Here is a 14,776-nt window from a genome sequence, read left to right as displayed (position 1 = left end):
GGATAGCTACTTGGCCGCCGCCTTGGCGTACTGGCCGTTGACGTGGGCGCTGTAGTCGTCCAGGCTGCGGTCGATCTGCTTCTGGTCCTTGAGGAACTTGGCGCTGGCCGCGAACGCGCGCGCCGCGCCCGACTCCTTGCCGCCGCCCAGCCACTCGTTGGAAGCCTGCTCCTGCGCGGTGGGAAACACCAGCAGCTTGAGCGCCTCGACCACGTCTTCGGGCTTGCCGCCGATCAGCTTGACCATGCCCTTGACCTGCGGCGAATCGGCCGTCCATTTGGCGCCGTTGGCGCGATAGTCGGCGTAGGACTTGGCCAGCACGGCGGTGAACGCCGCCATGAACTTGGGATGCTTGGCGGCCCAGGCCCGGTCGGCCACGATGCCGTCGAAGGTGGGCACGCTGGCCTTGCCGATCTGTTCCGAGTCCGCAATGATCTTGCCGGTCTTGGCGATCTCGGTGAGCGCCGGCGGCCAGACGTAGGCGGCGTCGATGTCGCCGCGCTGCCAGGCGGCGACGATCTGCGGCGGCTGCATGTTCAAGAGGCGCACCTCGCGCGGGTTGATCTTCCAGACCTGCTCCAGCCCCACCAGCAGGTGGAAGTGCGAGGTGGAGACGAACGGCGTGGCGATGCGCTTGCCCTTCAGGTCGGCCGTGCCGTTGATGCCGGAGCCGTTGCGCGCCACCAGCGCTTCGGACTTGCCGATGTTGTCCAGCACCCAGAAGAGCTCCATGTCCACGCCGCGCGTGGAAGCCGCGGTGATGCCGGTCGAGCCCAGCACGCCGACCGGCACGTTGCCCGAGGCCAGCGCGGTGGAGATGTCGCCGCCGGACGTGAACTGGCGCCAGTCCACCTGGTAGCCCGCCTGCTTGAGCGCGGCGTCGAAGCTGCCGTCGGCGATGGCGGACAGGAACGGGCCGACGATCAGCTGGTATCCGACCACGAGCTTGGTCTGGGCGTATGCGGGAGCGGCCAGCAGCGCGGCGGCCAGGCCGGCCAGGGTGCAGCGGCGGATGAGGCGGGATATCGCGTTCATGGTGATCTCCGTGGGTGAGACCGCGTTCCGGCGCGTCCGGCTACGCCGCGTTGCTGCGGTTTGATGTCAGTTTGCCCGGATGGATTCGGAACGCTAGGACCAGATGGGGAGATCAGTAGGTGCCAAAGAGACGGTGCGTTCAGGTCCGGCTGAATTGCTCGACCAGGAAATCGAGAAAGGCGCGCAGCTTCGGGGCGACATGCTGTCTGGACGGATAGACCGCATAGAGCGTGGTTTCGACCGTGGCCCAGTCTTCGAGCGCCGCCTGCAGCCGTCCCGCTTTCAAATCGTCTTCGACGTAAGGACGAGGCATCAGGCTCAGGCCCAGCCCGCCGCGCAGCGCATCGCGCACGGCCAGGCTGGATGACACGGAGTATTGCCCTTTGACCGCGATGCTTTCGGTGTGGCCGTTCTTGCTGAACTCCCAGGCGTCCGCATGTCCCGAAAGGCTGAACCGGATGCAGTTCAGCGCCTTCAGGTCGGCGGGCGCTTGCGGCTTTCCATGCGCCTTGAAATAAGACGGCGCCGCGCACAGCACGTGCGGCATGACCGCCAGCTTTCTGGCGATCAGGCTGGAGTCTTCGAGCTTGTCGCTGCCGCGGACGGCGAGGTCGAAACCCTCGCGGATGAGGTCGACCCGCCTGTCGTCCAGATGCAGGTCGAGCCTGAGGTCGGGATGGCGCGCCAGGAATCCGGGGATGGCGGCCGACAGGCGCGTCAGGGTCACGGTCATGGGCGCGCTGACGCGCAGCGTGCCGCTGGGCGCCGCCTTGACCGGGCAGAGGGCCTGGTCCGCCTCGACCAGCGCGTCGAGCCCGCGCGTCACGTGTTCCAGGTAGATCCTGCCTTCTTCGGTCAGGGCCATGCGCCGCGTGGTCCGATTGATGAGCCGCACGCCCACGTGCGCTTCCAGTTCGGCGATGTTCTTGCTGACGGCCGCGGGCGAGAGACCGAGCCGGCGCCCGGCCTCGGCGAAGCTGTTGCGTTCCGCCACCTGGCGGAATACCTGCAAGGCGGTCAGGCGGTCCATGGATAATATTCTTTTGGTAAATAATGAATTTGTTTTATCGAATATTATATTTATTGGGTGAATTATGTATATTTTTCCGTAAGCCCCTCAAGAGCAGAACGAAATGATGATCGACGTCCTGGAAATCGCATGAGCACGCGCGGCGCCGATCTGCTGCTGACGGCCGTGGCCCCCGCCATATGGGGCAGCACGTATATCGTCACGACCGAATTCCTGCCCGGCTTTGCGCCGATGACGGTGGCCATGCTGCGCGCGCTGCCGGCCGGGTTGCTGCTGCTCCTGATCGTGCGGCGCCTGCCTGCCGGCATATGGTGGCTGCGCATCTTCGTCCTGGGCGCGCTCAATTTCTCCATCTTCTGGAGCATGCTGTTCATCTCGGCGTACCGCCTTCCGGGCGGCGTCGCCGCGACCGTGGGCGCGATCCAGCCGCTGATCGTGGTGTTGCTTGCCGCCGTCCTGCTGGGCAGCGCGCTGCGCGCGATAACGGTCGTGGCGGCCATCGCCGGCGCCTTCGGCGTGGCGCTGCTGGTGCTGACGCCGGGCGCCTCGCTCGATGCCGTCGGCGTCACGGCCGGCCTGGCCGGGGCGGTGTCGATGGCGTTCGGAACGGTGCTGAGCCGCAAGTGGCGGCCGCCGGTGTCGCTGCTCACCTTCACCGCGTGGCAATTGACGGCGGGCGGCCTGCTGCTGGTTCCGGTGGCGCTGCTGTTCGATCCGTCCATGGGGCTGCCGACCGGACGCAACCTGATCGGACTGGCATGGCTGGGGCTGATCGGCGCGGCGCTGACCTATATGCTCTGGTTCCGCGGCATCGCGCGGCTGGAATCGGCCGTCGTGTCCTCGCTGGGCTTTCTCAGCCCGGTCACCGCGGTGCTGCTCGGTTGGCTGTTCCTGGGCCAGACGCTGACCCCGGTTCAGTGCATCGGCGTGGCCCTCGTCATCGGCAGCATCTGGTTCGGCCAGCGCGCCGGCGTCCGGAACCAGACTGGAGGGATGGCTGCGCAGCAGCCGGAACGACGTTAAGCTCGATGCCGTCCACTGAACGGAGGCATCCCCCATGGCCCGCATCGAGTCCGTAGACATTTTCCTGGTCGACCTGCCGCCCAAGACCGTGCGCACCGACGCCGTGCAGAGTTTCGAACGGCAGGAAACCCCAATCGTGCGCATCACCGACAGCGACGGCGCGGTGGGAGTGGGCTACAGCTACACCATCGGCACGGGCGGCTCGGCGGTGGCGCGCCTGCTGGACGAACACCTGGCGCCCATGCTGCCCGGTCGCGAGGCCGAAGACATCGAAGGCCTGTGGCGGGACCTGATGTACCGGGTCCATGCGACCACGGTGGGCGCGCTGACTTCCATCGCGCTGGCCGCCATCGACACCGCGCTATGGGATTTGCGGGCGCGCCGCGCCGGCCTGCCGCTGCACCGGCTGGCCGGCGGGGCCAAGGATCGCATCGCGCTCTACACCACCGAGAGCGGCTGGCTGCACCTGCCCGCGCAGGCCCTGGTCGAGGGCTGCGAGCAGGCGCGGGCCGATGGCCTGCGCGGCGCCAAGCTCAAGGTCGGGCGGCCTCACGTATCCGAGGACGTGGCGCGCATCGCGGCGGTGCGCGAGGCGATGGGAGAGGGCTGGGAGATCATGGTGGACGCCAACCAGGGCTTTTCGCTGCCCGAGGCGATACGCCGGGCGCGCGCCTTCGAAGCGCTGGACCTGGCCTGGCTGGAAGAACCGATACATGCCGACGACGTGCACGCGCATCGGCGCCTGTCGGAGTCCACCCGCCTGCCCATCGCGGTGGGCGAGTCGCTCTACAGCCTGTCGCAGTTCAAGGACTATCTGCATAGCGGCGCGTGCTCGGTGGTGCAGGTGGACGTGGGACGGATCGGCGGCATTACGCCGTGGCTGAAAGTGGCGCACCTGGCCGAAGCCTACAACGTGCCGGTCTGCCCGCACTTCCTGATGGAAATCCACGTGGCGCTGTGCTGCGCCGTGCCCAACAGCCGCTGGCTGGAATACATCCCGCAGCTGGACCTGATTACCGAGTCGCGCCTGCGGATCGAGGACGGCCACGCGCTGCCGTCGCAGGAGCCGGGGCTGGGGATTGCGTGGGACTGGGCCGCGATCGAGCGGCTGGCGGGGTCTCGCAGCCGGCACGGGTGATTGGCGGCCGGGGCCGCCGATGGGTTGCGCGCGCTCGCGGTTCTCTTTCTTGCCTATGGTTTCTCGCGCTGCACCCGTCCTACCGGATCAGGCTGAGGAATTCCGCGCGGGTCGAGGGGTTGTCGTGGAACTCGCCCAGCATCACGGACGTGACCATGGACGAATTCTGTTTTTCGACCCCGCGCATCATCATGCACATGTGCTGGGCCTCGATCACCACGGCCACGCCGGCGGCGCCGGTGACCGACTGCACGGCCTCGGCCACCTGGCGGCTGAGGTTTTCCTGGATCTGCAGGCGGCGCGCGTACATCTCGACGATGCGCGCCACCTTGGACAGGCCCAGCACCTTGCCGTTGGGCAGGTAGGCCACGTGCGCCTTGCCGATGAAGGGCAGCATGTGGTGCTCGCACAGCGAATACAGCTCGATGTTCTTGACCAGCACGATCTCGCGCGTGTCGGAGGTGAACAGCGCGCCGTTGACGATCTCTTCCAGGTTCTGGCCGTAGCCGCGGCACAGGTGGCGCATGGCCTTGGCGGCACGCGCCGGCGTATCGGCCAGCCCTTCGCGGGACGGATCTTCCCCCAGCTGTTCGAGTATGGCGGTGTAGTGTTGTTCCAATGACATGGGGGACTCCTGGATGCTGCGGCGTTTTGCTGTTGCTCTGGGACGCAAGTCTACCTCAGGGTCAGACCCCTCGGTTCTCTACGGCGTATTTGATGAGCTCGGCCTGACCGTCTATGCCGAGTTTGCGCTTGATGTTCAGCCGGTGCGTTTCCACCGTGCGCACCGACAGGCCGAGGTCGTGGGCGATCTGCTTGTTGGCGTGGCCGCTGGCGATGTGGCGCAGCACGTCGCGTTCGCGCTGGGTCAGCAGGGTGGCCGGCGCGCTGGCCTGGGACAGGCGCAGCGCGACGGCGGCGCTGAAGTAGCTGCGCCCGGCCATGACGGCCTCGATGGCGGTGACGATTTCGTGCGCCGGCTCGTCCTTGAGCAGATAGCCGCGCGCGCCCGCCTTGACGGCCTGCACCATGTATTCGGGGTTGTCGTGCATCGACAGCACCAGCACGGCGATCTGCGGGTAGCGCTCGTGCAGTTCGGCGGTCAGCTCCAGGCCGCCGACGCCGGGCATGTTCAGGTCCATCAGCGCCAGGTGCGGCAGCGTGCCGCCCTGCGGGTCCTCGGCCATACAGGCGCCCAGGAAGGCGCGGGCCGCGGCGGCGTTGCCGGCCTCGCCGACCACGCGCAGGTGCGGCACGGTCTCCAGGCGCAGGCGCAGTCCGTCGCGCACCAGCGGATGGTCGTCGATCAGCAGGAGTCGGACAGGGGCGGGCTTGGCGGTCATGCTTGGGGCTCCGGAGCGGAGACGGCAGGCGGCAGGGGCAGCCAGGCCTGCAGGATCGTGCCGTGGGCGGTGGATCGGAAAGTCAGGTTACCCGATAGCGCATTCATGCGTTCGCGCATGTTGCGCAGGCCGATGCCGCGGCGCGGGTCCTGCTGCACTTCGTCGTAGTCGAAGCCGCGGCCGTCGTCGGCGATGGTCAGGCGCAGGTCGCGTTCGGAATAGGCCAGGGTCATGTCGGCGCGGGTCGCGCCGGCGTGGCGGATGACGTTGGTCAGCGCTTCCTGGGTCACGCGGAACAGGGCGGTGGCGTAGGCTTCGGGCAGCTTGACCGGACGGCCGGTGGTGTGCAGGCGCACGGCCAGCGGCGGCGCGCCGTCCGGGCTGGGGATGGCGAACTCGCGGCCCAGGTGTTCGAGCGCGGCCGGCAGGCCCAGGTCGTCGAGCAGGGTGGGGCGCAGGTTGTGCGAAATCCGCCGCACTTCGCCCACGGCGGTGTTCAGGCGCTCCAGCGCGCCGCCCAGCGGACCGTCGATGTGGGCCAGCGCGCCGGCGTCGGCCGGCAGCGACTGGCGCAGCCGTTCGCGCGCGGCTTCCAGCGACAGCTTGCTCGACACCAGCACCTGGCTGATGCCGTCGTGCAGCTCGCGCGACAGGCGGGCGCGTTCGTCCTCCTGGGTGCGCACCAGCTGCCGCGCCATCAGGCGCAGCTTGGCGTCGGACTGGCGGTGGTCGCTGATGTTCAGGGCCAGGCCGCAGGCGGCCACGCCCAGGATGGAGACGGCGGCGATGCCGGCCACCCAGGTGAACATATTGATGATGTTGGCCTGCGCCGCCGCGTCGATGCGCTCCAGCGCCTGTTCCACGTCGTCCAGGTAGATGCCGGTGCCCAGCATCCAGCCCCAGCGCTCCAGCACCACGACGTAGCCCAGCTTTTCCTCGGTCTGGTGGGTGGAGGGCTTTTCCCACAGATAGCGCACCGCCTCGCCTTCCTGGCCGCTGCGGCGGGCGGCGGTCAGCAGGTTCTGGATCACGGGCTGGCCGTGGGTGTCGCGCAGGTTCCACAGGTCCTGGCCCACCAGTTCCGGCTGGCGCGGGTGCATCAGGTTGCGGCCGTGCAGGTCATAGACGAAGAAATAGCCGTCGTGGCCGAATTCCATCTGCGCCAGCAGGTCCAGCGCGCGCTGGCGCGTGGCCTCGTCGTCGGACAGGGCCTGCAGCGGGGCGATGGCGCTGTAGGCCAGGTTCACGTAGTGGCGCAGCTCGCCTTCCTTGCTGGCCAGCCAGGCGTTCTCGACCACCTGTTTCTCGCGCTGGGCCAGTTGCAGGCCCTGCACGTAGACGGCGACCGTGATGGCGGCCAGCGCCACCAGCAGGGGCACGGCCGCCAGCAGCAGGATTTTCAGGCGCAGCTTCATAGGGATTTGTATCAGCGCGGATTCGCTTGTTGCGATGCAATATCGCGTGGGCCCCGATGGAGGAACGTCCGGGGCATGCCGCAGATTTTACGATTTCCGGAAAATTATGTTGCGGCGCATTGCGTAGTAATACGTAGCGGGCTTGCGTAGTTCCGCGCTTGTTGCTGCCGGGGCAAAACGAAATACTAGCGTCCGCGCTTACCGGGCGCAGTGTGGACGCGTGCGTCCGCCACCCCACAACAATGAGTCTGCCTTCCGCGGGACGACAACAGCGTTTCCACGCCAAGAGCATGGCGGGAGGCAAGAGGAGCAGTTATGCAAACCAGCAGTAAAGGACTGGGTCAACACCTGGTCTGGCTGGCGGTTGCGGTGCTGGGCGCGTTCGCGCTGGGCACCGTGGCGCTGGCCAGAGGGGAGACCATCAACGCGCTATGGGTGGTGATCGCCGCCGTCTGCGTCTATCTGATCGCGTATCGCTACTACAGCCGATTCATCGCCAACAAGGTCTTCCAGCTGGACCCCACGCGCATGACCCCGGCCTGGAAGTACAACGACGGCCTGGACTACGTGCCGACCAACAAGCACGTGCTGTTCGGCCACCACTTCGCCGCGATCGCCGGCGCCGGTCCGCTGGTCGGCCCGGTGCTGGCCGCGCAGATGGGCTATCTGCCGGGCATGCTGTGGATTCTGGCCGGCGTGGTGTTCGCCGGCGCGGTGCAGGATTTCACCATCCTCTTCATCTCGACCCGCCGTGACGGCCGCTCGCTGGGCGACCTGGTCAAGTCCGAACTGGGCAAGGTCCCGGGCGTGATCGCGCTGTTCGGCGCCTTCATGATCATGGTCATCATCCTGGCGGTGCTGGCGCTGATCGTGGTCAAGGCCCTGACGCACTCGCCCTGGGGCACGTTCACCGTGGCCGCGACCATCCCCATCGCGCTGTTCATGGGCGTGTACCTGCGCTATATCCGTCCGGGCAAGATCGGCGAAGTCTCCATCATCGGCTTCGTGGGCCTGATGGCCGCCATCACTTTCGGCCAGGACGTGGCCGCGCACCCGGTGATCGGCCCGATGTTCGACTTCGACGGCAAGGGCCTGACCTGGATCCTGATCATCTACGGCTTCATCGCCTCGGTGCTGCCGGTGTGGCTGCTGCTGGCGCCGCGCGACTATCTGTCGACCTTCCTGAAGATCGGCACCATCGTCGGCCTGGCCATCGGCATCGTGGTGGTTGCGCCCGAGCTGAAGATGCCCGCGCTGACGCAGTTCGTCGACGGCACCGGTCCGGTGTGGTCGGGCAACCTGTTCCCGTTCCTCTTCATCACGATCGCCTGCGGCGCCGTGTCGGGCTTCCACGCCCTGATCTCCTCGGGCACCACGCCCAAGCTGATCGAGAACGAAACCCAGGCCCGCTACATCGGCTACGGCGGCATGCTGATGGAATCCTTCGTGGCCATCATGGCCTTGGTGGCGGCCTGCGTGATCGAGCCGGGCATCTACTACGCCATGAACAGCCCGGCCGCGGTCATCGGCACCACGCCGGACCAGGTCGCCCAGGTGGTTTCGAGCTGGGGCTTCGTGGTGACGCCGGCCGACCTGGTGCAGACCGCCAAGGACGTGGGCGAAAGCACCATCATCTCGCGCGCCGGCGGCGCGCCCACGCTGGCCGTCGGCATGGCGCACATCCTGCACCAGGCCCTGGGCGGCCCGAGCATGATGGCGTTCTGGTATCACTTCGCCATCCTGTTCGAAGCCCTGTTCATCCTGACGGCCGTCGACGCCGGCACGCGCGCGGGCCGCTTCATGCTGCAGGACCTGCTGGGCACCTTTGCGCCCTCGCTCAAGCGCACCGACTCGCTGCCCGCCAACCTGATCGCCACCGGCCTGTGCGTGCTGGCCTGGGGCTACTTCCTGTACCAGGGCGTGGTCGATCCGCTGGGCGGCATCAACACGCTGTGGCCGCTGTTCGGCATCGCCAACCAGATGCTGGCCGCGGTGGCGCTGACGCTGGGCACCGTGGTGCTGTTCAAGATGAAGCGCGACCGCTATGCGTGGGTCACCGTGCTGCCGACGATCTGGCTGCTGGCGTGCACGCTGACGGCCGGCTGGCAGAAGATCTTCGACGCCGATCCGCGCGTCAGCTTCCTGGCGCACGCCGCCAAATACAACGCGGCGATCGCCGAAGGCAAGGTCCTGGCCCCGGCCAAGTCGCTGGCCGAGATGTCCCGCGTGGTGTTCAACGACTACATCAACGCCGGCCTGTGCGGTATCTTCATCTTCGTCGTGGTGAGCATTCTGGTGTTCGGCCTGCGTTCGGTGCAGCGCGCGCGCAACGAGAACAAGCCCACCGCCCGCGAAACCCCGTACGAGACGCTGCCCGCCGGCGCCGGCGCGGATTGAGCAGGAGAGCCGCATGCTGTTCGCCAACATGAGCTCGGCCGCCGGCGCGGCCGGCCGCTACCTGGGGCAGACGCTCCGGCTGATGGTGGGGGTGCCCGACTACGAGACCTACGTCGAGCACGTGCGGCGCACCCATCCCGACCGGGAGCCGATGAGCTACGAAGAGTTCTTCCGCGAGCGCCAGGACGCGCGCTACGGCGGCAAGAAACGCATCGGCTGCTGCTGACGCCAAAAGGCCTCGCCACCCGGCGAGGCCTTTTTTCATGGCACTCAGAACGAGGCCGTGAGGCTGGCGTAATAGGCGCGGCCGGGTTCGTTGTAGGTGGCCGCGCCGGCCTCGACCGCGTTGCCTTCGCGGTAGCGCTTCTTGTCCAGCAGGTTGCTCACGCCCACGCGCAGCCGCAGGTTGCGGTTGAACGCGTAGCCGGCGCTCAGGCCCACCAGGGCGTAGGGGCTGACGCCTTGCAGCCCGCGGTCCGTGATCGCCTCGCCGCGGCGCGGGTTCAGGGTCGGACCTTGCTGCCGGCCGTAGTAGGTCAGGTTGGCCTGCAGCGAAAGCCGTTCGGTGGCGTACCAGTCCAGCGTGGAATTGACGGTGTATTTCGGGATCACGCTCAGCGGCTGGCCGTCGTCCTTGCTTTCGCTGCGGATCATGTAGGTGAAGTTGGTGTTCCAGTCCAGGTCCGGCGCCAGGGCGATGAACAGATTGCCTTCCACGCCCTCGACCACCGCCTTGCCGGCGTTGCTCCATTGCAGCACGCGCGCGCCGTTGGCCAGGCGGTAGGCGATGTCGGTGCCGGCGACGATCTTGTTGCGGTAGTCGTTGCGGAAATAGGCCGCGCTCGCGCGCCAGCCGCCCGGGTCGTACTCGAAGCCAATTTCCTTGTTGACGCTGGTCTCGGGCGCCAGATCGCGGTTGCCGACGAGATAGCAGCCGTTGCGGTTGGCCTGCGATACCGGGCAGCCGTAGCCGCGGCTGTACATCAGGTAGTTGGGGTTGGACTGGTACAGGTTGGGCGCCTTGTAGGCGCGCGCGACGCCGCCTTTCAGGCGCAGCGCCGCGGTGAGCTCGTAGGCGGCGTTCAGGCTGGGGCTCCAGTTGCTGCCGAACTTGTCGTTGCGGTCGAACCGCAGGCCCGGCGTCAGCGTGGCGCGCGCGCCGGCCTGGATGTTGTCCTCCACGAAGAGCGCATAGCTGTTCTGGGCGGTTTTCGGGTCGCGGCCGTCCATGGCCACGCCGCCGATGGCGCCGCCGGTATAGGTCTGGCGCAGGCTGGCGGCGTCTTCCAGCGATTCGCGCAGCCATTCCACGCCTATCGTGGCGACCTGCTCGAAGCCCAGCTCGAACGGCAGATTCACTTCGCCCACGGCGCTCCAGTTGCGCAGCCGCGACGTGGCCCGGCCCAGGTCCACCGGCATGCCTTCGCCGCCGCCGGCCAGGCCCTCGTTCTGGCGCGCATTGCGCGTGTAGTCGTAGCCCAGCGCGGCGCGCGATGTGCCCCAGTCCCAGACGCCGCGGTGGGTCAGGCCCAGGCTTTCGCGGTAGAGCGCGCTGGTTTCCTTGCCGTACAGGCTGTCGGAGAAGGACGAGGTGCTGTTGAGCATGGTGTCGCCGGCGTACAGATTGCCCTGGCGGCTGAACGCGGCCTCCAGGTCCACCGTGTTGCGGGCATCCGGGCGCCACGAGAACAGCGCGTTCAGGTCCTGGTTGACCACGCCTTCGCGGCCGGCCGATTCCGCCAGGCCGTCGGCGTTGAGCTGCGAGCGCGCGGCGTTGATGTTGCGCGCGTCGGGATTGGTTTTGTTGTAGTTGCCGTAAAGCCGCAGGCTCAGGGTGTCGCTGATCGGGCCGCTCAGGCGGATGCCGATGCGGTTGGTATTGCCTTCGTCGCTGTCCTCGGGCTGGTTCAGGTAGTAGGTGAGCGACCCGCCGAACCGGTCCGCGGGACGCTTGGTGATGATGTTCACCACGCCGCCCATCGCGCCCGAGCCATAGCGCGCGGCGGCCGGTCCGCGCAGCACCTCGATGCGCTCGACTTCCTCGGCCGGCACCCAGTTGCTGTCGCCGCGGGTATCGCGGTCGCCGTTCCAGCCGTAGCGCACCGCATTGCGCGACGTGGCGGGCCGGCCGTCGATCAGGATCAGGGTGTTCTCGGGGCCCATGCCGCGGATGTCGATCTGGCGGCTGTTGCCGCGCGAGCCGCTGGCGCTGTTGCCGGTGAGGTTCACGCCGGGTTCGCGGCGCACGATGTCCGACAGATCGTTGACGGGCGGGCGGCGGGCGATCTCGTCGGCCGTGATCACCGAGACGCCGAGCGCTTCCTTGACTTCTTCTTCGGCGGTGCCCAGCACCTGCACGGTCGGCAGTTCCGGGACGGCCTGCGCGGCGGCGATGGTTCCATGCAGGCCGCAAAGCAGCAGGGCGGCGTAGTTCAGACGGTGCACTGACATTTCTCCAAGAGCAGAAAGGCAACCCGGAAGCGGGCGGCCATGTTTTAATTGAGAACGATTGCTATTTGAATTTCGGCGAAATTATGTCAGCGGCTACACGCGCCGGGGTTTGCGGCGCCACCACAAAACTTTGCGGCAGCGCCAACTCCCCAGAATCGGACCAAGAGAAAGCAGGCGGCGTGGGCGGGCCGCAACTGCTGCCGGCGCGCCCGGACGGGTATGGCCGGACGGCCGCGGCGCGTCCGCGCGCCATGCTGGAGGGCTGGTCCGACCTGACGGAACTGGCGCCGGGCATGGTGCTGCGGCGCCTGGACGTGCGCGATCTGCAGGGCGCGAGCGCGCGCGGCTCGCTGCGTCCGGGCCTGCACATTGCCCTGGTGGTGGGCGGGCGCGTGAACGTGACGCTGGCCGGCCAGCGGCTGGCCCTGGGGCCGCGCCCCGACGGCAAGGTGCTGGGCGTGGCGCTGTCGGTGCGGGAGCCGGACGGCTTCGTGCGCGAATCGTGCCTGGGCGACATCGAGCGCACGGTGCTGCTGAGGCTGGAGCACGAATGGATGGATCGCCAGCGGCTTTGCGCCGGACTGCCGGCGCTGCGCAATTTCGCGCAACGCCACATGGCGTTGCGGACCTGGCAGGCGTCGGGGCCGGCGGTCGCGGCGGCGGAGCAGATGCTGCGTCCGCCCGTGATGGCGCCGTCGCTGTGGCGTCTTTACCAGCAGTCGCGCGCGCTGGCCATTCTGGTGGACGCGTTGGAAGGGCTGCAGGATGGGGCGGCCGAACACACGCCGGAACTCGGCCAGCGCGAGCGCCTGCGCATGATGGCGCTGCGCGAACTGCTGGACGAGGGCGGCGCCGATGCGCTGTCGCTGGCGCAGATCGCGGCCCGGGCGTGCATCAGCGTCAATACGCTGCAACGCCATTTCCGGGCGATGTGGGGCACCACGGTCGCCCAGTACCTGCGCGAGCGCAAGCTGGCGCGCGCGCGGCTGGCGCTGGAGGTCGATGGCGTCAGCGTGACGCAGGCGGCATGGCTGGCCGGCTATAACAGCGCGGCCAATTTCGCCACCGCGTTCCGGCGCAGGTTCGGCATGACGCCGGGGCAGGTGCGCGCGCGCCGCCGCTGACGCAGCCGGGCGGCGCGGCGCTCGGGATCAGCGCTTCATGCCGTCCTTGGACATGCCATCCTTGGCCATGCCGTCGTGCGACATGCCGTCCTTGCCCATCTTGTCCTTGGACATCTGGTCCTTGCCCATGGCGTCCTTGGACATGCCGTCCTTGCCCATCGCATCCTTGCCCATCTTGTCCTTGGACATCTGGTCCTTGCCCATGCCGTCCTTGGACATGGCGCTGTGGTCGCCGGCTTTCTTGTCCATGGCGTCGGCCGCGAGCGCCGTGGTGGCGGCGCCGAAGGCCAGGCAGATAGCGAATGCTGCGGTAGCGTAAGTCTTCATGGTGTGTTCCTTTTAGAACAGGGGTGGGGAAAAAAATCTTGGCCTAGCTGCCGCCGAACCAGTTGTAGCCCTGGTCCTCCCAGTAGCCGCCGGGATAGGTGTTGGTGACGAAGATCGCCTGGACGTGCTTGGGGTTCTTGTAGCCAAGCTTGGTCGGCATGCGCAGCTTCATGGGAAAGCCGTATTCGCGCGGCAGCGTGCGGCCGTCGTAGGTCAGCGCCAGGATGGTCTGGGGATGCAGGGCGGTGGGCATGTCGATGCTGGTGTAGTAGTCGTCGGCGCACTTGAATCCCACGTACCTGGCGCTCAGGTCCGCGCCCACGCGCTTGAGGAAATCCGCGAACGGCACGCCGCCCCATTTGCCGATGGCGCTCCAGCCTTCCACGCAGATGTGGCGGGTCACCTGTTCGGCCTGGGCCATGGCGCGCAACTCCTCGAGCCGCCAGGCGCGGCGGTCGGCGACCAGGCCGCTGACTTCCAGCCGGAACGATTCCTCGTCCACGCGCGGCGCCTGGTCGATGCCGTAATAGGCGTTGAACGGAAACGGCCGCGCGATCATGGATTCGGGATAGGTGGGAGCCAGCTGGGTCGGATCGAACAGCCAGCCCTGGACGCGGTCGTTCCAGCGCGACACCGCGGCCAGCGCGCGCTCCACGCCTTCGTCGTCGGCCAGCGAGCAGCCCGACAGCATGGCCAGCCCGCCCAGGGTCAGCCCGCGGCGCAGGAAGGCGCGGCGCGCCGGCTGCGGCAGGCGCTTTTCCAACAGCCCGCCGGCTTCGCGCAGGATCTCCGCGGCGTCCGGGCGGGCGGCGAGACGGTTTTTCGGCTTGGATTGCGGATTCATTCGTGGCTCCCGTTCGTTTGCTCAGCGCCCGCGGATCATGGCGGCCAGGCTGCGCGGCACCACGGCCACCATCAGCACGTGCACCGCGACGAAGGCCGCGAGCAGGGCCATGGCGTAGAAGTGCACCAGGCGCGCCCCTTCGTATCCGCCCATCAGTTCGCGCAGCAGTTCGAACTGCACCGATTTCCACAGCACCAGGCCGGAGGCGACCAGCAGCGCGATGTCGGCCATCGCGAACAGGTAGGCCAGGCGCTGCAGCTGGTTGTAGCGGCGCGGGTCGGCGTGCGAGAGCCGGCCGCGCAAGGCCGCGCCCAGGTCGGCGGCCAGGCCGCGCAGGCTCAGCGGAAAGAACTTGCGGCGCAGCCGGCCGGTGGCGAGATTGGCGGCCAGGTACAGCACGCCGTTACCGGCCAGCAGCCACATGCCGGCGAAATGCCATTGCAGGGTGCCGCCCAGCCAGCCGCCGAGCGTGACGCCGGCGGGGAAGCTGAAGTCGAACAGCGGCGAGGCGTTGTAGATGCGCCAGCCGCTGGCGGCCATGACGCCCACGGCCAGCGCGTTCAGCCAGTGCTGGATGCGCAGCCAGCCGGGGTGGACAGGGCTGGCGCCAGGGGCGCGGTGGGCGGGAATGGCCGGCATGGAAGGCTCC

At 67.8% G+C, this 14,776-nt stretch carries 14 protein-coding genes; 5 read left to right on the top strand and 9 right to left on the bottom strand.

The window, feature by feature from the left end:
- Window positions 1-6: 6 nt before the first annotated feature.
- Entirely contained in the window at window positions 7-1,035 is a 1,029-nt protein-coding gene (tauA, locus tag AC1IQ6_RS14890) for a taurine ABC transporter substrate-binding protein (protein WP_102771014.1), read from the bottom strand.
- Window positions 1,036-1,174: 139 nt separating this feature from the next.
- Complete coding sequence (locus AC1IQ6_RS14885) at window positions 1,175-2,065, bottom strand: LysR family transcriptional regulator (protein ID WP_102771015.1); 891 nt, start codon at window positions 2,063-2,065, stop codon at window positions 1,175-1,177.
- 129 nt (window positions 2,066-2,194) lie between these two features.
- On the opposite strand from AC1IQ6_RS14885, the gene AC1IQ6_RS14880 reads away from it, so the two are divergent.
- Both AC1IQ6_RS14880 and AC1IQ6_RS14875 read left to right on the top strand, forming a co-directional pair.
- Window positions 2,195-3,088, top strand: coding sequence for an EamA family transporter (locus tag AC1IQ6_RS14880; protein WP_485864843.1), 894 nt, complete (start codon window positions 2,195-2,197; stop codon window positions 3,086-3,088).
- Between the two features lie 34 nt (window positions 3,089-3,122).
- Entirely contained in the window at window positions 3,123-4,226 is a 1,104-nt protein-coding gene (locus tag AC1IQ6_RS14875; protein WP_485864842.1) for a mandelate racemase/muconate lactonizing enzyme family protein, read from the top strand.
- Between the two features lie 79 nt (window positions 4,227-4,305).
- Here AC1IQ6_RS14875 and folE read toward each other — a convergent pair whose 3' ends face one another.
- From folE to AC1IQ6_RS14860, 3 genes are all read right to left on the bottom strand, one after another.
- A complete protein-coding gene (gene folE / locus AC1IQ6_RS14870; protein ID WP_209166149.1) occupies window positions 4,306-4,851 on the bottom strand; it encodes a GTP cyclohydrolase I FolE in 546 nt (181 codons plus the stop codon).
- A 61-nt stretch (window positions 4,852-4,912) separates the two neighbouring features.
- Entirely contained in the window at window positions 4,913-5,569 is a 657-nt protein-coding gene (locus tag AC1IQ6_RS14865) for a response regulator (RefSeq protein WP_102771019.1), read from the bottom strand.
- Entirely contained in the window at window positions 5,566-6,984 is a 1,419-nt protein-coding gene (locus AC1IQ6_RS14860; protein ID WP_102771020.1) for a cache domain-containing protein, read from the bottom strand. The genes AC1IQ6_RS14865 and AC1IQ6_RS14860 overlap by 4 nt, the downstream gene beginning before the upstream one ends.
- A gap of 315 nt (window positions 6,985-7,299) precedes the next feature.
- On the opposite strand from AC1IQ6_RS14860, the gene AC1IQ6_RS14855 reads away from it, so the two are divergent.
- Window positions 7,300-9,381, top strand: a complete 2,082-nt coding sequence (locus AC1IQ6_RS14855; protein WP_102771021.1) for a carbon starvation CstA family protein — start codon at window positions 7,300-7,302, stop codon at window positions 9,379-9,381.
- A 13-nt stretch (window positions 9,382-9,394) separates the two neighbouring features.
- Window positions 9,395-9,607 (top strand): YbdD/YjiX family protein, encoded by a 213-nt coding sequence (locus AC1IQ6_RS14850; protein ID WP_102771022.1) that lies wholly within the window; start codon window positions 9,395-9,397, stop codon window positions 9,605-9,607.
- A 44-nt stretch (window positions 9,608-9,651) separates the two neighbouring features.
- Here the strand turns inward: AC1IQ6_RS14850 and AC1IQ6_RS14845 are convergent, their stop codons facing one another.
- Window positions 9,652-11,832 (bottom strand): FepA family TonB-dependent siderophore receptor, encoded by a 2,181-nt coding sequence (locus AC1IQ6_RS14845; RefSeq protein WP_485864841.1) that lies wholly within the window; start codon window positions 11,830-11,832, stop codon window positions 9,652-9,654.
- 179 nt (window positions 11,833-12,011) lie between these two features.
- On the opposite strand from AC1IQ6_RS14845, the gene AC1IQ6_RS14840 reads away from it, so the two are divergent.
- Window positions 12,012-12,956: a helix-turn-helix transcriptional regulator gene (locus tag AC1IQ6_RS14840; RefSeq protein ID WP_485864840.1), complete on the top strand. Its 945-nt coding sequence runs from the start codon at window positions 12,012-12,014 to the stop codon at window positions 12,954-12,956.
- A gap of 27 nt (window positions 12,957-12,983) precedes the next feature.
- Here the strand turns inward: AC1IQ6_RS14840 and AC1IQ6_RS14835 are convergent, their stop codons facing one another.
- Genes AC1IQ6_RS14835 through AC1IQ6_RS14825 form a run of 3 tightly spaced genes read right to left on the bottom strand, consistent with a single transcriptional unit; the run spans window position 12,984 to window position 14,766 of the window.
- On the bottom strand, window positions 12,984-13,283 hold the full coding sequence (locus AC1IQ6_RS14835) for a pentapeptide MXKDX repeat protein (RefSeq protein ID WP_485864839.1): 300 nt from the start codon (window positions 13,281-13,283) through the stop codon (window positions 12,984-12,986).
- A gap of 43 nt (window positions 13,284-13,326) precedes the next feature.
- Window positions 13,327-14,127: a molybdopterin-dependent oxidoreductase gene (locus tag AC1IQ6_RS14830; RefSeq protein WP_485864838.1), complete on the bottom strand. Its 801-nt coding sequence runs from the start codon at window positions 14,125-14,127 to the stop codon at window positions 13,327-13,329.
- A 21-nt stretch (window positions 14,128-14,148) separates the two neighbouring features.
- Window positions 14,149-14,766: a cytochrome b/b6 domain-containing protein gene (locus AC1IQ6_RS14825; RefSeq protein WP_485864837.1), complete on the bottom strand. Its 618-nt coding sequence runs from the start codon at window positions 14,764-14,766 to the stop codon at window positions 14,149-14,151.
- Window positions 14,767-14,776: the final 10 nt, after the last annotated feature.

Source organism: Achromobacter sp. MUI-25009338 (assembly GCF_057359325.1).
This window is presented reverse-complemented; position numbering and strand designations above follow the sequence as displayed.